Source organism: Planococcus alkaliphilus (assembly GCF_057031095.1).
The window spans coordinates 893773-913601 of record NZ_CM168060.1 but is presented as its reverse complement, the minus strand read 5'-3'; the positions used below and the strand labels follow the sequence as shown (position 1 = coordinate 913601).

Here is a 19829-nt window from a genome sequence, read left to right as displayed (position 1 = left end):
CACGCCGAATAGGCGTGCCCAGCTATTCAATGCCTATTTACTGTGCGCCTTGCCATGCCGCATCCATCGCTTCAATGAATTCTTCACCGGACATATCATCTGTAAAGAATTGTTGAGCGACTGGCGTCAAGTCGTTTGGTACGATGTTTGCAGGATATGCACCTTGCGACCATGGAATTGTTTCCCCGCTGTTACTAGCTTCCAATACCGCTTGAGATAATGGATCAAGATCTCCCGCTTCAATATTCGTCATCGCTGGGACAAAGCCAAATTCTTCAACAATATAGCGTTGGCCTGTCTCACTCGTAAACATCCAATTCAAGAAATCATTGGCAGCCTGGATTTCAGCTTCATCTTTTTCACCGTTGACAGCCCAGTTGCTGCCGACGCCGACTGCAAGCTTATCGTTGCCATCAAGCGGGAACGGCAGCATGCCGACTTCGAAATCCATATCGAATTCAGACAGCATTCCCCAGGCCCAGTTTCCTTGATGGATCATGGCTGATTTGCCTGAAGCAAAGTCCCCGATTTGCTGGTCATATGTTACGCTTAGAGGCGTTGGTGTATTTTCTTTGATCGTTTCCATAAACTTACCGAATTCCTGGAATTCCGGTGTTTCAGCCATTGTTACTTCTCCTGCATTCAACTGCTCAATGAATGCATATGGATCTTCCTGCACAGAAAATGGATAGTTGCTCATATGCCCAATCAAGAAATAAGCGTCTTGCGCTAAGCCAAGGCCTGCAATGTCCTCACCTTTGAATTTCTCAAGTGTGCTGGCAAATGACTCATAATCTTGTACATCTTCCGGCTTGACCAGATCTTTGTTGTAAATCAAACCGAATCCTTCTACACCATAAGGAACGCCCACAACTTTGTCGCCCACTTTCAATTCCATATCAGGTGCAATATCGGCTACGTATTCTTCTGAACTTAAATCATAAAGATAAGATTCCAACCGTTCCGCTTCTGTAATATTTTGGATACTGAAAATAGATGGCCCTTGGTTGCTGTTCATCCGGATTTGAAGCTGTTGGAAATAATCGTCTCCGGTTGTTCCTAAGACCTCTACTTCTACGCCTGTTTCATCCGTGTATTCCTGGGCCAATGCTTCCAACTGATCAGAAATTTCAACTTTACTTTGGAAAATTGTGATTTTTTCCCCTGACGAGTCTCCGCCTGAATCTTCTGAGCTTCCGCCGTCATCGTCCCCTCCTCCGCTGCACGCTGCTAAAATCAGCATGACCATCGCCAAAAAAAGTGTACGCAATACTTTTTTCTGGTTTGTCAATGTAAACTCCCCCTTCTAAAAGTTTGGATTACTATAGTAAATAAAATGATGGATCATTTTATAACTACCGATTTAAATTAGCTTGTACTGGAATCTGGATACTATTTTCACATTCGAACATCTGACCGAATGCTTCAAAAGCGACTTTCCCCGGTCCTTCTACGGTTACCGTAAACAAATCTTTTCCAATGGCCAAGTGAAGAATCTGCCCTTGCCACGATATATTGAATTCCATAAAACGCCAATTGCGAGGAATTTTAGGATTGATGCTCAATTGCCCTTGCCTGATGCGAACCCCTGCAAAGCCAAATACGGCTGTTTTCCAAAGGCCGCCGATCGCAGCAGCATGGATTCCATCGTTGGACGTGTCCATCCGCTCACCCAAATCGATTTCGATGCTTTTCTGGAATAAGGAATAAGCGAGATCGCTGTAGCCTATATCATTGGCTAAAATGGCATGGGTGGCGGTGCTAAGAGAAGAATCGTGCAAAGTTCTTGGCTCATAAAAATCAAAATTCGCTTTTTTGATTTCTTCAGGGAATTGCCGGATTCCACTAATGGAAAGCTGCTCCAACAAATACAGCAAAACGAGGACATCCGCTTGCTTGGTTACTTGAAGCTCATTGATTTGCTCCGAATTATAATCGCGGTAGATGGTCCTGACCTTCGCCTGGTTCCTATACTTCGATAAATCGATTTGCTCGAGCCCAAGATATGCATCGTCCTGTGGAATGACTAAATCTTCTTTTCGCGGCTCTGGCAAATATACCTTATCCGCTTTTTCTTGCCATTCACTATAGGCCACTTCCAAATCCAACTTCTCCAATAGCTTTTTGAATAATTCCGGATTGGATTCTTTAGACTCCACGTAATAGCGAATCGCCAATTTCAAGTTGAAATGCGCCATATGGTTGGTAAACGCATTATTATTGACATGTTCTTTATACTCATCCGGCCCGATTACATCGTTTATTTCGTAGCGCTCTTTTAGGCTGTTCCATTCCAAGCGGCTTGCCCAAAATGTTGCAGTATCGAAAACCATTTCGTAGCCGTAGGCATCCATAAATTCCTGGTCTCCGGTCGCCTGTTCATACTGGTAAACTGCAAAAGCGATGTCTGCAGAAATATGGTGTTCAATCAAACCGGACCATATTTTTGATTGTTTGCCTGTGACGACATCAATATCTCCCCATTCCGGGGTCACTTCCCCGTCTTCTGGCCAGGCCATTTCCCACGGGTACATTGCCCCTTTATAACCATGTACAGCCGCTTTTTTCCGGGCTCCTTCTAATCCGAGATACCGATAAACCAAAAGCGACTTGGCTATTTCGGGGTTGGAGAAGATGAAAAAAGGCAAAATAAAGATTTCGGTATCCCAAAAAGCATGGCCTTTGTATCCTTCGCCACTTAACGCTTTTGCCGCAATCCCCATTCGCTCATCGTGTGCAGGGGCCATAATCGTCAAGTGATAGATTGCAAAACGGATGGCTAATTCGTCAATGCCCTTTTCACTATCCACTTTAAAGCCATATAAATTCCAAACTTTTTCTTGCCAAGCTTGCTGATGCAATTCGAACAGCTTTTCATATCCTTTTAAAGCAAACTGTTTTAATTCTTCCATTGCGCCATTTTGCATTTTTGTTAATTCATAGCCGCCACGTAAGTTTTCTTTATCGCGGCTTGTATGTACTGTTGCCAATTTTTCAATCGTCAAGACGTCTTGTTCCTGCAAATCGAATGCATAGTTCAGCCAGACCCTCCGGCGTTCCATGTCCATCTCAGGTTCAATGTCGATTTCTTTGCCGTTCCAATTCACTCGATGAGTCGCTTGATGGATTACATCGATCCCGGATTCGTTGGTCGTTTGTGTTAACTGAAGAAAACGGTTATCGAAAACGCGCCGTTCCCCTTCAAGAAAATGCTGGGATCCCGAATTTGTCATTTGGGCATTGATGCCGGAATCAAAGGCGAACTGAACATCCCCTGATAAACTTTTCACTTCCATTTTAAAGGCAATTAGATGATGATGTTCCAATGAAACAAACCGCCTAAATTTGAAGGATAAAGTTTTGCCTTTCGGGGAAATCCAAACGAAGGATCGGCTTAATTCCGCCGCCTTTAAATTTAATTGCCTAACATAATCGCTTGTCTTTCCCACTTCTAAACTAAAACGTTCTCCATCCACCCGGATATCCAGTCGAACGATGTCCGCAAGATTCGGCAATTCTATTACTTCATTTTGCTCTGAGCGATTGAAAGTTCCATTTATAAAAAAATTTCTTTGCTCCTGCAAATACGGTTCTTCCGTTGATGAGCGAAGTCCCATATACCCATTGCCCAAAGACATGATTGCCTCGCACTTGCCTAATTCACTTTCAGAGAACCCGGTTTCAGAAATTATCCAATTCTCAAGTCCCCCTTCTCCCCTTGAATAATCCAGCATCGAGATGCCCCCTTTATGTAAGCGGTATCATTTTTTACGAAAACGTTTTTGTAAAATAAAAAAATATATACGTTTTATTCCGAGACCCTACAGGACTGTTCGATAAAACGTGATGTTCATTCCCCAGCTTATTGCTTTCTACCCGCATTATAAATCTTAAAATCGAAATAGTCAATCAATTCAAAGTCGGCAGAACGTAAATTTACCTATCTTCTAGACCACTAGTCTTATTCTTTTAAAGCCAAAAGGCGAGCGTTATTGAATACGTTTTTGTTCAACTGCAGCACCGATAGCTACCCCCACAGCAATACCCACACCGACGCCCACTGCCAAATTTCCAAATAATTGCCCAAGAGCTGCTCCAATTGCTACACCTAACGCAACGCCTGCCCCAATAAATGGCTTTTTTTCTTCACCATCGTTTCTACCAGCCATCTTCACCACTCCTTTTATCGCTATAAAGGATTTCCTTTGGCAACATCCGGATTTCTTTCTTCTCCCTCATCATAAAACATCGGCCGTTTAATTCCAAATAAATTGACGGAATAGTGACTCAAAAAAGGAATTGCCCCCCAAAATAATTTGGGACAATTCCTTTAGGCTGCAAAAGCGATCGCATTCGCTTCTACTTTTATTGTGTGATAAAGATTTGTGTATGGTACATACGATAAGCGCCACCTGTATAGGTACCGACACCTGTATGCGTATACACCGGATTCAGAAGATTTTTCTTATGGCCAGGGCTGTTCATCCAAGCATCCACAGCACTTTCTGCAGTCGTATAGCCTGCCACTAAGTTTTCTCCCGCAGCCCGGTAAGAGATTCCCGCTTTCTTCAGCAAATCGGAATACAACCCTAAAGTTGGAGACTCATGCGCAAAATAATTATTATCGACCATATCTTTCGATTTAATCAGTGCAATGTCTTCCACGCCTTCATGAACTTTTAAAGCTTTAGCACCGACTTTTGCTCTTTCTTTATTGATCAACACAACAATTTCATCCATGATCTTTCCGTTGGCTGCTGGAACAGCCGGAACCGCCGGCAATCCATTAGCTGGAGGAGCTTCGTTTAAATCCAGGATTTTTTTGATAAATACCGCCATTTGAACACGCGTCACGTTAGCGTATGTTCCAAAACGATCAATAGCTGTGCCTTCTGTAACCCCATTAGTTACCAATGCATTGATAAAAGGATAGAAGGAATTGTTAACGGACACATCTTTAAAGTTATTTGTTTTATTGCTGGTTCCTTTCAATTCAAAAGCAAGGGCCAGCATTTTAGCCATTTGGCCGCGAGTCGCCGGTTCATATGGATTGAACTTCTTCGCCTTGCTTAGTACACCCATCTCCACTAAAGCTGCAATTTCGGCATAACCGGAAGTTTTTAAAGAGACATCAGAAAATCCAGGGTTTGCATACTCTGTTGTTGGAATATCAAGTGCACGGACAATAAACATGGCACTTTGAGCTCGTGTAACCGCAGCATGCGGTTTAAATGAACCATCCGTATAGCCAAGGATGATTTGTTCATCTGTTAATTCCTTTATTGCCGGGTAAGCCCAATAATTTTCAGAGACGTCTTTAAACTTCGAAGCTGCTTGAACTTCACTTGAAAAAGCCGAAAAAACCAAAACAAAGGCCAGCACCAAAACGCTCAGTGGATAAACTACTTTATTTCTTTTAAAGAATGCAGCCATATTACCTCTCCTTTTTATAATTTTTTTTGATAAAATTGGTATAACAAGGATTAATTTGAAATCCAAATAATAGAAGAAGATAAATAATCGGAAATTTCATACATTTTTTATAAATTCTCTATAAATTAAATTAAAGCAAAAATACCTATTTATTTCGTGTGGGCGTGTGCTAATATAATTATTCAACAGAAATTTAGTTATACAAAATTCAATATTTTCTTGATTTCGAGCTCATTTTTCACTTTTTTTAACTTATTAGGTTTAAAGACACACACCTTGAGGTACAAGTAAATGTTGTACCTCAAAATTAAAGGAGAAATTTAAATGGCAGATGCGTTGCAAAATTCAGTTGAACTAAAAGAATTTTTCCAGGGTTATAAATCCGAATTTGAAAATAAACTTCTTTCAGAAGCAGTAAATGTAAAAGACAAAATTAATGAAATACTTACTATCGGAAATATAGATTTAATTACGAATGCTCACAAACTGGTCGGCTATATCGTCGATGGGCAAGATGAAGATCTGCGTCTATTCGCAAAACAAGAAGGCATCGCCTGGGCCACCCATTCTATCGACCTTGCCTTTAAACTCGAATGGATCCAGGCGATCCGCAGAACACTTTGGACGTTTATCGAGAAATTCGATGAAGAAACAGATAAAGAACTGGCGTCAGATTTCTTTCAGTTAGAAAAAGCCGTCAATACAGGGCTTGATTCATTTTTAAATACATTTTTCATCAATTACTCTACATATAAAGATTCCTTGATTCTTGCCCACCGGCAATTAGTTGAAAACCTTTCAGTTCCGATCATCCCGATCAACTCTTCAGTTTGCATCTTGCCGCTCATTGGAACCATTGACTTTTTCCGCACCAATATTTTAGAAGAAAAAGTCCTTACAGAAATCGGACGTTCCCGCATCCAGACCTTGATCATCGATATGTCGGGAATTGCAGACATGGAAGTCGAAGTCATCCACCATTTGATGAAGATTATTGACGGGACAGCTATGATGGGCTGCAGATCAGTAATAACTGGCCTGCGGGCTGAAGTCGTCCGAAAAATGATTAACCTCGATTTAAAATTCGATCAAAAAACGAAAACGCTCGGAACACTCCAACAAGCATTGAAAGAATATTTGGTTGCTTAAGGTTTTTTAATTTTTGAATGAAATAAATAGATCTCATTTCACATGCGCTTCCTCTTGAAGGAAGTGCATTTTTTTGCGCGGTGCTTTCTTTTGAATAATTGGTAGGCCTTTTAGTTATTTTTATTTTTAGAATTTTGTGAGTATTTACACTTGACTAATTATTTATGAACCATATAAACTATAAAAGAAAACATTTCATAGTATTTTGTACTTACTTATTTCTCTCTCATATATTGCCTTCCACGGGTCTTCATCGAATTCAAATAAAAAGGAGTTCATAGAATATGCCCCAAAAACAAATAATCGTCCAAGAAGCTGTCAACTACTACTTTTTAAAGTCCAAGGATTTCAATGACGAAGACGATTCTCCCACCATCACTCTCTTTTGCCGCCTTTCCCGTGAAACCACTTATTCTGATTTGCTGCATACATATAGCAAAACAGATACATTTTGGGTTGATATTGATGAATTAACATATGAAGATGCCCCGGAAAAATTGAAAGAACTGCCCGATCAAATATTCCGTTACGCGATTTCAGAAGCGGTTTTTAAAGATTTATATAAAATCTCAATGAGCAATCCTAAAGAACTGTATACGATAACACCTTATTCCATTAAGGAAGTATAGGGTTTTTTCACCTAGAATTTCCGGATGTTCTTTTCACAAGAAAGTCTGCCCCTTATTGTTTATAATAAAAGCATCAATTAAACAGGGAGTGGAACAGAATGGAACAGGTGATCCGGCCTTTGAAGCTAGAAGATTATCCTTACTTAAAAGCGATGGAAACCGGAATTGAAGATGATTATGTGGTGCGGATCTTCGAACGGCTTGTAGCAGGGCAGAACCATCTATATGGTTTGTTCATAGGAGAGCATTTGGCAAGCGTTTGCGGCTATACGCTTTTCGGCAAAAGCCATGCAATGATTGGGCGGATCCGCAGCGATGTGCGCTACCGCGGAAAAGACTTAGCGACACAATTAACAAAATACGTACTCAACGTAGCGAAAAATGATGAAACAATCCGATGGGTCGGAGCAAATACACAAGAAGAAAATCTCCCGGCTCGCCGCGTTTTGGAAAAGCTCGGTTTAACTGTTTATTCAGCGGATTACGGAGCTACAGCCCAAGATCTATCCATGCTTGAAAACAACAACGGAATTTGGACGGAAATAAAAGAACTTTCCCTTAAAAAATCCTGGGTGGAGCGCCTTTATATTGAGACCGGTGCTGTATTTCCGTATGAATGCTATTATCCTTTCCCGGCAACTCGTGACCTTTTTACAGACGAAGAGCTTGCGCAATGGGGGTTCTATGAAAATGAAGAAAGGACACGAATCCTTATTACGAAAAAAGACTTTAAAAAACATGATTTCCTGCAGGCCATTTACCCGTGGGACGATATTATGGAACAGCCCGGTTTATGGGAAACCATTTCAGCTGATTACCGGAAACTAGCAGAAGATGCAGAGGGAGAATGCTTTGTCTGGATGGATTTGACGAAGCAAGCGGCACATTCACTCCCTGACAATCATCCTTTCACGCTTTCTTCTCCCTGGATGTTATACGGAACACCTGCAAAAAAAGAGTCTCTCCTATAAAAATTGGAGAGACTCTTTTTCAATGGTTACCACTTTTTGTGTTTCTGCTGCTTCTGCGATTGCTAAAATCACTTTAAGGGCATTTAAAGCATCTTGGCCAGTGACAGGCGGCTTTTGGTCAAGGCGTATGCTTTCGATAAACGCGTCAATGACCCCGGAATTCGTCTGTTTCTCATTGGTTTGCATGTCTTCTAGCTGGTACCTTATTTTCGTATGGTCTTTTGCCAAAATTTCCAGTTGGTATTCATCGTCGCTATAAATTTTAATAATGCCTCCTTCACAATAGATAATGGTGCTATTGTCTTCTTCTCCGTAATGGGTCCACGAAAATGAAGCCGTCCCTAAACATCCTTTGGCTGTTTTTAGGCTGCAGACAATATTATCAGCGACTTCAATTATATTTCCTTGCTCATTGATTTTATGGAGCGATCCTTGGAAGGCGCTCACCTGTTCAATTTCATCATCCAAAAGAAAATGCAGCAAGTCGATTTTATGGATGCCCAGATCACCGCCTACTCCTAAACCCGAGCGCTCTTTCTTAAAAAACCAGGTCGAATTGGTTTTATTGATTCCCCAGGTTTCCGGCCCTGCATGGCCAAAAGTCGTCCGGAAGGTCATCACTTTCCCATACTCCCCGGAAGCGATAATTTCCCTGGCTTTTTTATGGGCTTGAGTAAATCGCTGGTTATGGTCAATCATCAATTTTTTTCCGGACTTCTGTTGGGCTGCAAGGATTTCTGAAGCATTTTCAACAGTCAATGAGATCGGCTTTTCACAAAGGACGTGTTTGCCGCTTAACAAAGCTTTTGTTGAAAAAAGATGATGGTGCTCATTCGATGAGCAATCACTGATGGCTTGGATTTCCGGATCTTCGAACAATTCTTCAACCGTCTTTGCAACCCGCCCTGAAAATTGAGCAGCCAAAATTTCTGCACGTTCAATATTGCGGTCGTAAAAAATGATTTCTTCCACAAACGGATTTGCTTGATATTCAGGTGCATGGCGCATCTTCGTAATCGAGCCGCAGCCGATAATCCCGACTTTCATTCCCATAAAACTGCCCCCTATTCCCTTTTTTGGAACACTACAGCGATAATGATGATCAGGCCTTTCACAAAACCTTGAAGATGCGGAGAGACGTTCATCAAATTCATCATATTATTCAAGATGCCGAGGATCAGAACACCAAATAAAGTACCGATGATTTTCCCCCGGCCGCCAGTCATCCGCGTGCCCCCGATAATAACCGCAGCGATGGCATCCAGTTCATATTGCACGCCTGAACTGGACGAAGAAATGGAATTGAGCCGGGAAGTTTCAATGATCGCTGCGACGCCGACCAGCAAACCCGTAAGTGTATAGACGCCGATCTTGATGCGGTCTACACGGATCGCTGACAGCAAGGCAGCTTTTTCATTGCTTCCTAATGCATAGACATAGCGGCCGAAGCGCATTTTATGCATCAATACATAAACCAATGCCGTCATAGCCAAGAAAATAATGACTGGATAATCGAAAATCCATAAATTATTGTTAGCAATTGCAGTAAATCCGGAAACTTCCCCTGAGACACTGCCGCCTTCAGCAATGTATAAAGCAATCGACCTTGCTGCAGCCATCATGCCGAGGGTTGCAATAAAAGAGGCAATTCTCCCTTTTGCTACCATCAATCCATTAAGAAATCCTACGAATGCTCCCACTAAAAGAGCCGTGAATACCGCAATCAGGATACTGCCGGAAGCATTTAAAGACAAAACCGAAATAACCCCAACCAATGCCAAGACAGAACCGACTGATAAGTCAATGCCGCCAGAGAGCATCACCACAGTCATTCCCATTGCAATAATGCCGATGATGGATACTTGCATCAAGATATTAAGCTGATTGTTCATATCCAAAAATCGTGGGTTCAGAATAGACGATGCGATGAAAATAAGGACAAAAGCGATGATGACGCTATACTCTGACCATAACCAGGCTAGTCGGCTCTTCATCGTCGAAGGTTGGGGTTCGTATTCTTTAATGTTAGCGTTAGTCAATTTTCACAGCCTCCCTTTTTGAACCAGTAGCATATTGCATGATTTCCTCTTCCTCCGCCTCTTCCCCTTTAAAACTGGCTGTAATTTCACCTTGGTACATAACGTGAATGGAGTGGCAGATCCTCATGACTTCCGGAGCTTCTGAAGAAAGAATGATAATCGCTTTCCCCTGTTTCGAAAGTGCAATAATTTCCTGGTAGATTTCTTGTTTTGCACCGATATCAATCCCTTGAGTCGGATTATCAAAAATAAGGATATCGGTTTGCGCTTCCAACCATTTAGCGATAATCACTTTCTGTTGATTGCCCCCACTCAATTTATCGATTGTCACGCGCGGATTATGGACTTTGATATTTAACATCTCTTTATAATGCTGAAATCTCTGCCTTTCAGTCTGCTCTTGAACAAAACCCACTCGTTCAAAATTCCCCATGGCTGACAAGCTCATATTGTGGATGACGCTCAAATCCTTGATAATGCCATTTTCCTTTCGGTCTTTCGGTACAAAACCTAGACCCGCTTTTAACGCCTTTCTTGGATGGTTAAGCTTAACAGAGCAGCCATGGATTTTAATATCTCCCCGATACTTTTTGCGGCATCCGAATAAGCTCTCAAATAATTCCGTTCTTCCATCTCCCGCAAGCCCAGTAAACCCTGCAATTTCTCCTTTGCGAACAGAGAAACTGACATTCCTGAAAAGCCCTTCACTGGATAGATTTTCTACTTGTAAAGCGGTTTCCCCAAAAGGATGAAGATGAAGAAAACGCTCCTGTGAAATTGATTTTCCGACCATCATTCGAGTAATCGTCTCTAAATCCTCTTCTTTCATGCTGCCCGTTCCGACAACTTGTCCGTCCCTCAATACCGTATAGCGGTCGCATACTTCTTTGATTTCCTTCAATTTATGGGAAATATAAATGATGGAAACGCCTTTCTTTTTTAAATTCCTCATCAATTCAAATAAACGATGGACTTCATGTTCAGCCAGTGACGTAGTCGGTTCATCCATAATAATCAGGTTCGAGTTATGCAGCAATGCTTTGGAGATTTCAATCAATTGTTTGTAAGAAGTGTCCAAATTTCGCACATACTCTTTGGGATTTATGTCTACATCCAATTGCGCCATAATATCATGCGTTTCTCTGAGCATTTTCTCTACATTCAAAAAACCTGCACGATTCCTGATTTCCGATCCTAAAAACATATTTTCATAGACCTTTAAATCGGATACCACGTTTAACTCCTGATGTATAAAACTGATTCCTTGTTCCTGGGAGACTCGCGGATTTGTCATTTTCACCATTTTTCCGTTTAACTGAATAATCCCTTGATCCGGTTGATGCACACCGCCAAGGATGTTCATTAAGGTAGATTTCCCGGCTCCGTTTTCGCCAAGCAGCGCATGAATTTCTCCTTTTTCAATATTCAACGAAACATTTTTCAACACGCGGACTCCATTAAATGATTTATCGATAGTTTGCATTGTTAAAAAAGGCTCAGCCGTCATTGCTCCAATTCCCCCTCTTCATCAGAAAAGAAGAAATGCGCCGGGTGCTGCACCGTCCAGCGCATTTCCTGGATTTCAATTAAAATTTCGATTCTGGATCGTAGAATTCATCGACATTTTCTTTTGTTACTTGGGTCGCTTCTTTCACAACCATCGCTTCTGCCGGATCATTTCCTTTTGCAATGTCAGCTGCAATGGAAACTGCATCTTCCACCATAGTTGGAGAGTAGAGGAAAGTCGCCTTCATCAAGCCGTCATTTTGAATATCTTCAAACACTTCCTTAGCACCGCCAGCCCCTGTAACAAATTGGATATCGGTCCGTCCAGCTTCTTTAATGGCTTGCAGAACGCCTAATGCCATTCCATCATCTTGGGTGAAGACAGCATCGATTTCCGGATTTGCCTGGAGAATATTCTGCATGACCTCCAATGATTTTTCTGTCGAGAAATCCCCGCTCTGTGATGCGATGATTTCCATTCCGTCAGCTGCTTCAACAGCTTCTTTGAATCCTGAACCGCGCTGTTCGGTCACCGAACTAGGAGGCCCGGATATTTCGACTACTTTTCCTTTTCCATTCAATTGTTCCACAAAGAATTTACCTGCATTAACCCCAATTCCTTCATTATCACCTTTTACAACAACAGTAGCGGCATCGTTTTCAAGTTCCCGGTCGACAATGACCAAAGGAATTCCAGCATCTTTGATTTTTTGTCCAACAGGTGTGAGTGCGGCTGATTCAATAGGCAGCATGACAATGACGTCTACATCTTGAGCAATGAGATCGTCTACATCGTTCGCTTGCTTATTCGGATCTGCAGCATTGGTCATCACGTATTCAATGCCATCGCTTTCCTGCAACGCTTTTGCTTGTTTTTCAGCACTGTCGATCAAAGCCCCCATCCATCCATGTGTTGCAGAAGGCAATGAAATCCCGATTTTCAAGGTTTCTTCTCCATCATTTTCTGCTCCCTCTCCACTTCCCGAAGCTGGTTCATCGCCACAGGCAGCTAATCCGAAAACAGTTACGAACATCAACAATAAAAGCAGGAATTTCTTCAACATCATCCACCCCTTCATTTTTTCTCATGCTCCCTTTCTTGTAAACGGTTACATTTCATAACCAAGGCCAGCGCTCTATCCCCAATCCAATGTACCGATAGAGCGCTAGTCTTGGCTTTCATCCTGATGTCGATTCTCTGATGATCAATTCATGGTCAAAAATGATACTGTCAATTGGCTTGCCTTGAATCTTATCAATCAACATTTGAGCGGCAGCGATCCCCATCTTGTACATGGGCTGTGCAATCGTCGTAAGTGTAGGATTGGTCATATTGGAAAAATCGATTTTATCGAATCCGATAACAGCAAGATCTCCTGGCACAGAGAGCCCCGATGCGTTTATCTCCTTTAAAGCACCGATCGCCAATAAATCGGAGACGGCGAAAACAGCGGTCGGCCGTTCCTCCAGCGTTAAAATTTTTTTCATCGCCTGTTGGCCGTATTCAAATCCAAGATGTTGTGTATAGTGGATATATTCTTTTCGGACCGGAATGCCGTATTCCGTTAAAGCTCGTTCATATCCCGCCCTCCTTTCTCTCGCATAAAGAAATTTCTCATCTGAATTCATCAAAGCAATTTTTTCATGCCCCATGTGGATAAGATGTCTGACTGCCTGGTAGGAAGCCATTTCATTGTTGATCGTTACATAGGGAATTCCTATCCCTCCTCCGTACTCGCTGCATTGAATAATGGCGTATTTTTCGGCCAATTGCTTTAAAGTTTCGACATTGACTGCCGGGTCCATCGAAATGATGCCATCTGCCATTCTCTTGCGGACAAGGTCAAAGTAAATATTTTCTTTGTCCGGATTTGAATCAGTCTCGCATAAAAGAATATTGTATTGATGATCCAGCGCTGTATTTTCGATTCCTTTAATAATTTCCAAATAAAAAGGATTCGAAATGGTTGGAATTAAGATTAAAATAATTCTGCTTTCTGAATTACGCAGATTTCTGCCAAGCATACTGGGCTCATATCTTAATAATGAAATGGCTTCTTCAACTTTAATGCGTGTTTTTTGCGATACACTATTCTGCCCGTTCAATACTCTTGAAACTGTAGCTGCCGAAACCCCTGCATGTTTAGCTACTTGCTGAATATTCGCCATAGGCATTCCCACTTCCCCTTCGATCACTATCAATGAAATCGATTACATTTTCATCTTAAATTATTCAGAATTATCTGTCAATAACTATTTTATTTCTCTAATTCCCTTGATTTCCTGTAGATTTATCGCTATATTTTGAATGTAACGGATTACATTTCTGCATTTTCTGACTTTAACTAAAAGGAGGGCTTTCTAGTGGATTTAGGAGTTTTTACTGTATTATTTGCGGATAAAAATTTTGATGAAATGCTCAGCTATGTCGCTTCAAAAGGAGTCAAAGCAATCGAACTCGGAACTGGCGGATATCCCGGGGATATACATTGCAAAATGGATGAACTGCTCGGAGATGAAAGCAAGCTGCAGTATTTCAAACGGGCAATCGCAGATCATGGGTTGATGATCAGTGCGTTAAGCTGCCATTCAAACCCGCTTCATCCTCAAAAACTGATTGCTGCCGAAGCAGATGAGACGCTCACAAAAACATTGAAGCTCGCTTCCGAATTGGGCGTTCCAGTAGTCAATACATTCTCTGGCTGCCCGGGAGACCATGAGCACGCACTTTATCCGAACTGGCCTGTAGCGGCTTGGCCACATGATTTCCAAGAAGTATTAAAATGGCAGTGGGAAGAAAAACTGATTCCATATTGGAAGGAAAAAAATGATCTGGCTGAATCGCTCGATGTGAAAATCGGCTTGGAACTCCATGGCGGATTTTCAGTCCATACCCCTGCCACATTGCTTCGCTTAAGGGAAGCTTGTGGACCAGCGATCGGCGCAAACTTAGATCCGAGCCATTTATGGTGGCAAGGAATTGATCCTGTTGAAGCAATCAAGATTTTAGGCAAAGAAAATGCCATCCATCACTTTCATGCGAAAGACACCATGATTGACCAGCCGAATACGAATCGCAACGGTGTGACAGATATGACCGATTACGCCAATATGCAAGACCGCTCCTGGTATTTCAGAACGGTGGGGTTTGGCCATGACCAAAAAACATGGGCAGACATCATCAGTGCTCTGCGCTTATACGGCTACGATTATGTCGTCAGCATCGAACACGAAGACGGCTTGATGTCCATCGATGAAGGTTTCACAAAAGCGGTTGAGAATTTAAAGCCTGTTTTGGTCAAAGAGTCTGTCGGACAAATGTGGTGGGCCTAAACTGCAGAAAACAAATAGGCATTAGAGAAAGAATGAATCTTTCTCTAATGCCTATTTAAAGTGAACCGATACTACTTTCACCTCATAACGCTGCCCCCGGAAATCTTGAGCGATTCGCCGACTATATTCGGCGCGGCGTCTGTTAAAAGGAAGACGATGACATTCGCGACTTCCTGCGGCGTCGAAAGCTGTCCGGAAGGGATGCTTTTTTTCGCTTCCTCCATTCCTTCTTCAAAAGAGATCCCTTTCTTATCTGCTTTTTTCCGGATGCTGTTCCAAGCCATTTCGGTATCGACATATCCGGGACATACTGCATTAACGCGAATATTATGTTCAATCGCTTCCACAGCCATGGATTGGGTCCATCCAACTACCGCAAATTTACTGGCAGCATATGCGGAATTGCCATGGGTCCCACGCAGGCCGGATAAAGAAGCAAGATTGACGATATCGCCTTCTTTCCGCTCGAGCATGCGCTTATATACCAATTGGGTCAGAAGCAAGGTCGATTTAAAGTTCAAATTCATCACCTGCTCTAAAGTTTCCCCATCGAGCGCTTCTACGACATTGCCTCCCCCTACTCCTGCAGAATTTACCAGCCCATTGATAAACCCGAGCTTTTCTTCTGCCGCTGCCACCAATTCTTCACGGCTTTTGGACTCTGCTAGATCTGCGGGCATGAAAAAAAGATTCTTTTCATCTGTCAGCTGCAACAGCTCTTCTTTCAATTTCTGCAGCTTTTCTTCGTTTCTTCCCGTTGCCGTAATTTTCGCTCCCATCGATGCAGCGATTTTTGCAGTTTCGTATCCAATTCCTCCTGTTGCTCCAGTTATGAGAATATGTTTATGCGCTAACGCTTCATTAGAAAAAATACTCATAGGCTGCCTCCTTCATTTTGCTTCTGCTCCTCTTTTTCCTTTTTCAACCTTGCTCAAACTTTGTCGTTGTGCCAGCGAGAAAGATCAGGTTTGAAAATCTTTCATATAGGTAAAGAATGACTAAGATTGATAAAGGTGGGATGAATATGAATATACGCATGTCTTGTATGGGGAGCCTTATCGTTTCGATTATCCTATCCATCATTTTGACGGTTTTGATCAACTTAATTTTCCTATAAACCGAAAAGCTTCTAAGGGATCCAGTCCCCTAGAAGCTTTTCTTCTGTTTTGTCTTATTCGTTTTCCAGCATTTTGACCGCTTCTTCTAATTCCTCTTTTTCTTCTCCTGAAATTTCAGGGAATTGAGGATTTATTTTTTCCAGAAGTTCGATCATGACTTCCGTAATAATGTATCTTGAAAATTCTTCATTATCCGCTGGCAGGATGTACCAAGGAGCAAATTCAGTCGATGTCTTATTTAATAAGTCTTCGAATATCTCCTGATAGCCATCCCAATGCTGCCGCTCTTTCACATCATTGAACGAGAATTCCCAGTTCTTTTCCGGATCTTTCATCCGCTTCAATAATCTTTTCTTTTGCTCGTCTTTGGAGACATTAAAGAAGAATTTAACGACCGGGAATCCATTCTCCACCAAATATTGTTCAAAGTTATTTATTTGGCGATAACGCAAATCCCAGATCTGTTCATCAATCAACTCATCCGGCAGTGGTGTTTCCCCTAATAAGTCATGGACGCGAGGCGCAATGACCTCTTCATAATAGGAACGGTTGAAAATGCCGATTTGCCCTCTTTCCGGGAGCCCTTTTTGAAACCTGCGCAAATAATCCATTTTCAGTTCGGCTTCACTCGGCTTTTTAAAGGATGTTGTCTTAAGCCCCTGAGCAGTCAAATTTGAAAAAAGATAAGTGATGGCTTCATCTTTCCCTGCAGCATCCATCGCTTGAAGCACCACGACAATCCCTTTTTCCTCTTCGGCAAGGAGTTTCGTGTGCAATTGTTTTAGCCGTTCTACGCGTTCAGGCATCTTTTCATTTATTGATTCATCGCCAATGGCTTTATGGTCCTCGGCTGTGCCGTAATTTTCAAGTTTTACACGTTCCTCTTTTTTTACTAAGTATTTACTTGTATCCATACTGGTCCTCCTTCTTTGTATCTGCAAAGTTTTGTGCGACCGTTCTTTCTACAGTACCCAGCAGCCATTTACAGCAAACGAGGCGGACTGCCTAATTTATGTCCATTGCTTGTCTAGCACAGCATACTCACTTTCGCTATACTTATCTTATAGAATCGCACGTGATGCAAGGAGCTGTATTATGAAAGAAACCCATCTGGACAACCCGTTTAAAAAACCATTCAGCACCCTTCAAGAGTTAGCCGACAGCGTGAAAGAGGTATTGGATTGTCCCGCCACAATTGAAGACGCCAATCATCGTTTACTGGCTTATAGCTCGCATGAAGACGCCACGGATTCTGCCAGAATCGGCACTATCATGAGCCAGCGTGTCCCGGAAAAAGTCATTAACCGTCTATGGAAAGAACGGATTATTCCTAAGTTGATGAATATGGATGCCGCTTTGCGGATTCCTGAAATTGCAGAAATCGGATTGCGTGATCGAGTCGCGATTGCAATTCGCAGAAATACAGAAGTGCTCGGCTATATTTGGGCACTCGAGAAAAATGACCGATTATCCGATGAAGAATTAGCGCTTTTAAAAGATGCAGCCGCTGCCGCTTTGCCGCTCCTATTGAAGCTCCACCGCCAGCGGAAAGAGAAAGAGGAAAACTACCAGGATTTCTTTTGGCAATTGTTGACGGGGCAATTCAAGTCAGGCGAAGATATCCAAAAGAAATTCGCTCAATTGCATTTGAAGATGCCGGCTCGATACGCGGTTCTTGTCTTTCAATTTGAAGAAGAAATCAGCCGCAAGATCGAGGAGAACATCTCGTATTTGATTACGACAAGCCAAAAGATTACGAACCATTTTATGGTGGTGATGCGAAATGAGGTCATTTTAATCGCCTCGCCCCACCCCACGCAGCCGGATGAAAAAGTATTCAACGATTTCATTTCTTTTTTCATCTCAGCGATGAATAACCGTTTTGCGGTCAATGGCATCAAGGGCAGCTCAGGAACCGTCTATAAAGACTTTGAGAAAGCAGAAACCAGTTACCAGGAAGCGTTAAAAGTCCTTCAGTTGAGGGCCTACTTCCCTGATGATCTGGCAGAAGCCACCCATTACCATCAACTCGGCATATTCAAATACTTCGATGCCATTATCGAAGAAAAAAGGTCCAGCCATTACGAACATCCCGCTATCGCGCTGCTCGAACAATACGACAAGCACAATAAAACAAATTTGCTCGCTTCCCTGGAGATTTTTATCCAGCAGGACAGCAATGTCCATGAAGCCGCGAAAAAGATGTTTATCCACACGAATACGATGAGCTACCGATTAAAAAGAATAGCTGAAATCAGCCAATTGAATCTTAAAAGTATACATGAAAAAATGGCGGTATTCTTGGATTTAAAAATTCGCCAATGGGAGAAGCAAAATCGTTTGTGATTTTTCACAAATCAGAGCTTTTGGTTTTTTCATTTAACACAAAGTAAAACTCCTTTTTACCCCCTATAATGGATTTTACACGCACAACATTATTTCAAGGGGGAACAAGAAATGATTATTGGCATTCCAAAAGAAATCAAAAATAACGAAAACCGAGTAGCGATCACGCCTGCAGGAGTGGACGCTTTTCTTAGAGATGGACATACGGTCCTAGTTGAAACACAAGCAGGAATGGGAAGCTCATTTACAGACCAGGATTACATCGATGCTGGAGCAAAAATCGTTGCCACTGCTAAAGAAGCTTGGGCGGCGGAAATGGTCATGAAAGTAAAAGAGCCGATTGCTTCTGAATTCGCATACTTCCGTGAAGGCTTGATCTTATTCACTTATCTTCATCTTGCTGCAGAACCGGAATTGGCGAAAGAATTGGCTGACAAGCACGTGATTGCAATCGCATATGAAACCGTTTCTGTAAACCGGACTCTTCCTCTATTGACTCCAATGAGTGAAGTGGCTGGACGCATGGCTGCACAAGTCGGCGCTCAATTCCTTGAGAAAATCTACGGCGGACAAGGCATCCTATTATCTGGAGTTCCAGGCGTACAACGCGGCAAAGTAACAATCGTCGGCGGCGGTGTGGCTGGTACGAATGCGGCGAAAATGGCTGTCGGCCTTGGTGCACAAGTAACAGTCCTTGACTTGAATCCGGAACGCCTTCGCCAATTGGATGACATCTTTGGAAACGATGTAACTACGTTAATCTCGAATCCGTTCAATATTGCAGAATCCGTACGCGAAGCTGATTTGGTCATCGGCGCTGTTTTAATTCCGGGTGCAAAAGCGCCTAAATTAGTGACAGAAGAAATGGTCAAATCGATGAAGCCTGGAGCTGTCGTGGTAGATATCGCTATTGACCAAGGCGGAATTTTTGAAACTTCCGACCGCATTACGACTCATGATGACCCGACTTACGTAAAACACGGAGTGGTGCATTATGCGGTAGCGAACATGCCGGGAGCTGTTCCAAGAACATCGACGATCGCTTTGACGAACGTCACAATGACATATGCTTTGCAGATCGCTAACAAAGGCGTTAAAAACGCCATCCTTTCAAACCCTGCTTTGAAACTTGGCCTTAACACAGCAAATGGCAGCATCACGTATGAAGCAGTTGCAAAAGATTTAGGCTACGAGTACACATCAGCAGAAGAAGCGCTTGAGAAAATCGCAGCGTTGAACTAAGCAAAAAACCCCCTCGCATTATCCATTATTTCTGGATAATGCGAGGGGGTTTTTAGTTTATTG

17 protein-coding genes are annotated in these 19829 nt (G+C 42.4%); 6 read left to right on the top strand and 11 right to left on the bottom strand.

Annotation, left to right across the window (positions count from 1 at the left end; translation table 11 throughout):
- Positions 1–37: 37 nt before the first annotated feature.
- The 4 genes from AC2EXB_RS04705 to AC2EXB_RS04690 all read right to left on the bottom strand — a co-directional run bounded on the left by AC2EXB_RS04705 (position 38) and on the right by AC2EXB_RS04690 (position 5433).
- Positions 38–1291: a sugar ABC transporter substrate-binding protein gene (locus tag AC2EXB_RS04705; RefSeq protein ID WP_483603942.1), complete on the bottom strand. Its 1254-nt coding sequence runs from the start codon at positions 1289–1291 to the stop codon at positions 38–40.
- Between the two features lie 64 nt (positions 1292–1355).
- Positions 1356–3734: a glycoside hydrolase family 65 protein gene (locus AC2EXB_RS04700; protein ID WP_483603941.1), complete on the bottom strand. Its 2379-nt coding sequence runs from the start codon at positions 3732–3734 to the stop codon at positions 1356–1358.
- A 255-nt stretch (positions 3735–3989) separates the two neighbouring features.
- Positions 3990–4169 carry a glycine zipper domain-containing protein gene (locus tag AC2EXB_RS04695; protein WP_235198534.1) on the bottom strand — a complete coding sequence of 60 codons (180 nt, stop codon included), beginning with the start codon at positions 4167–4169 and terminating at the stop codon, positions 3990–3992.
- 196 nt (positions 4170–4365) lie between these two features.
- Positions 4366–5433, bottom strand: a complete 1068-nt coding sequence (locus AC2EXB_RS04690) for an S-layer homology domain-containing protein (protein ID WP_483603940.1) — start codon at positions 5431–5433, stop codon at positions 4366–4368.
- A 324-nt stretch (positions 5434–5757) separates the two neighbouring features.
- Between AC2EXB_RS04690 and AC2EXB_RS04685 the strand changes: the two genes are divergently transcribed.
- From AC2EXB_RS04685 to AC2EXB_RS04675, 3 genes are all read left to right on the top strand, one after another.
- On the top strand, positions 5758–6582 hold the full coding sequence (locus AC2EXB_RS04685) for an STAS domain-containing protein (protein ID WP_483603939.1): 825 nt from the start codon (positions 5758–5760) through the stop codon (positions 6580–6582).
- Between the two features lie 284 nt (positions 6583–6866).
- A complete protein-coding gene (locus AC2EXB_RS04680) occupies positions 6867–7211 on the top strand; it encodes a hypothetical protein (protein WP_483603938.1) in 345 nt (114 codons plus the stop codon).
- A 98-nt stretch (positions 7212–7309) separates the two neighbouring features.
- Positions 7310–8182 carry a GNAT family N-acetyltransferase gene (locus AC2EXB_RS04675; protein WP_483603937.1) on the top strand — a complete coding sequence of 291 codons (873 nt, stop codon included), beginning with the start codon at positions 7310–7312 and terminating at the stop codon, positions 8180–8182.
- Here AC2EXB_RS04675 and AC2EXB_RS04670 read toward each other — a convergent pair.
- The 5 genes from AC2EXB_RS04670 to AC2EXB_RS04650 form a co-directional block, all read right to left on the bottom strand.
- Positions 8177–9235 (bottom strand): Gfo/Idh/MocA family protein, encoded by a 1059-nt coding sequence (locus AC2EXB_RS04670; RefSeq protein WP_483603936.1) that lies wholly within the window; start codon positions 9233–9235, stop codon positions 8177–8179. The genes AC2EXB_RS04675 and AC2EXB_RS04670 overlap by 6 nt on opposite strands.
- An 11-nt stretch (positions 9236–9246) precedes the next feature.
- Positions 9247–10221, bottom strand: a complete 975-nt coding sequence (locus AC2EXB_RS04665; protein ID WP_235198528.1) for an ABC transporter permease — start codon at positions 10219–10221, stop codon at positions 9247–9249.
- On the bottom strand, positions 10214–11728 hold the full coding sequence (locus tag AC2EXB_RS04660) for a sugar ABC transporter ATP-binding protein (protein WP_483603935.1): 1515 nt from the start codon (positions 11726–11728) through the stop codon (positions 10214–10216). The genes AC2EXB_RS04665 and AC2EXB_RS04660 overlap by 8 nt, the downstream gene beginning before the upstream one ends.
- Positions 11729–11807: 79 nt before the next feature.
- Entirely contained in the window at positions 11808–12806 is a 999-nt protein-coding gene (locus AC2EXB_RS04655) for a substrate-binding domain-containing protein (protein WP_483603934.1), read from the bottom strand.
- A 100-nt stretch (positions 12807–12906) separates the two neighbouring features.
- Positions 12907–13896, bottom strand: coding sequence for a LacI family DNA-binding transcriptional regulator (locus AC2EXB_RS04650; RefSeq protein WP_235198525.1), 990 nt, complete (start codon positions 13894–13896; stop codon positions 12907–12909).
- A gap of 195 nt (positions 13897–14091) precedes the next feature.
- Between AC2EXB_RS04650 and AC2EXB_RS04645 the strand changes: the two genes are divergently transcribed.
- On the top strand, positions 14092–15060 hold the full coding sequence (locus AC2EXB_RS04645) for a sugar phosphate isomerase/epimerase family protein (protein WP_483603933.1): 969 nt from the start codon (positions 14092–14094) through the stop codon (positions 15058–15060).
- Positions 15061–15137: 77 nt separating this feature from the next.
- Here AC2EXB_RS04645 and AC2EXB_RS04640 read toward each other — a convergent pair whose 3' ends face one another.
- Positions 15138–15938, bottom strand: coding sequence for an SDR family NAD(P)-dependent oxidoreductase (locus AC2EXB_RS04640; RefSeq protein ID WP_483603932.1), 801 nt, complete (start codon positions 15936–15938; stop codon positions 15138–15140).
- A 293-nt stretch (positions 15939–16231) separates the two neighbouring features.
- Positions 16232–17092 carry a PPK2 family polyphosphate kinase gene (locus AC2EXB_RS04635; protein WP_483603931.1) on the bottom strand — a complete coding sequence of 287 codons (861 nt, stop codon included), beginning with the start codon at positions 17090–17092 and terminating at the stop codon, positions 16232–16234.
- Between the two features lie 181 nt (positions 17093–17273).
- Between AC2EXB_RS04635 and AC2EXB_RS04630 the strand changes: the two genes are divergently transcribed.
- Together AC2EXB_RS04630 and ald are read left to right on the top strand one after the other, a co-directional pair.
- Positions 17274–18524 (top strand): PucR family transcriptional regulator, encoded by a 1251-nt coding sequence (locus AC2EXB_RS04630; protein ID WP_483603930.1) that lies wholly within the window; start codon positions 17274–17276, stop codon positions 18522–18524.
- A 111-nt stretch (positions 18525–18635) separates the two neighbouring features.
- A complete protein-coding gene (gene ald, locus AC2EXB_RS04625; protein WP_483603929.1) occupies positions 18636–19766 on the top strand; it encodes an alanine dehydrogenase in 1131 nt (376 codons plus the stop codon).
- The last annotated feature ends 63 nt before the right edge of the window (positions 19767–19829 follow it).

Bases quoted from the DNA above. Each gene is read 5' to 3' on its own strand.
- AC2EXB_RS04700 (WP_483603941.1), bottom strand. From the start codon at position 3,734: ATGCTGGATTATTCAAGGGGAGAAGGGGGACTTGAGAATTGGATAATT.
- AC2EXB_RS04695 (WP_235198534.1), bottom strand. From the start codon at position 4,169: ATGGCTGGTAGAAACGATGGTGAAGAAAAAAAGCCATTTATTGGGGCA.
- AC2EXB_RS04690 (WP_483603940.1), bottom strand. From the start codon at position 5,433: ATGGCTGCATTCTTTAAAAGAAATAAAGTAGTTTATCCACTGAGCGTT.
- AC2EXB_RS04685 (WP_483603939.1), top strand. From the start codon at position 5,758: ATGGCAGATGCGTTGCAAAATTCAGTTGAACTAAAAGAATTTTTCCAG.
- AC2EXB_RS04680 (WP_483603938.1), top strand. From the start codon at position 6,867: ATGCCCCAAAAACAAATAATCGTCCAAGAAGCTGTCAACTACTACTTT.
- AC2EXB_RS04675 (WP_483603937.1), top strand. From the start codon at position 7,310: ATGGAACAGGTGATCCGGCCTTTGAAGCTAGAAGATTATCCTTACTTA.
- AC2EXB_RS04670 (WP_483603936.1), bottom strand. From the start codon at position 9,235: ATGGGAATGAAAGTCGGGATTATCGGCTGCGGCTCGATTACGAAGATG.
- AC2EXB_RS04660 (WP_483603935.1), bottom strand. From the start codon at position 11,728: ATGACGGCTGAGCCTTTTTTAACAATGCAAACTATCGATAAATCATTT.
- AC2EXB_RS04655 (WP_483603934.1), bottom strand. From the start codon at position 12,806: ATGAAGGGGTGGATGATGTTGAAGAAATTCCTGCTTTTATTGTTGATG.
- AC2EXB_RS04650 (WP_235198525.1), bottom strand. From the start codon at position 13,896: ATGGCGAATATTCAGCAAGTAGCTAAACATGCAGGGGTTTCGGCAGCT.
- AC2EXB_RS04640 (WP_483603932.1), bottom strand. From the start codon at position 15,938: ATGAGTATTTTTTCTAATGAAGCGTTAGCGCATAAACATATTCTCATA.
- AC2EXB_RS04635 (WP_483603931.1), bottom strand. From the start codon at position 17,092: ATGGATACAAGTAAATACTTAGTAAAAAAAGAGGAACGTGTAAAACTT.
- AC2EXB_RS04630 (WP_483603930.1), top strand. From the start codon at position 17,274: ATGAAAGAAACCCATCTGGACAACCCGTTTAAAAAACCATTCAGCACC.
- ald (WP_483603929.1), top strand. From the start codon at position 18,636: ATGATTATTGGCATTCCAAAAGAAATCAAAAATAACGAAAACCGAGTA.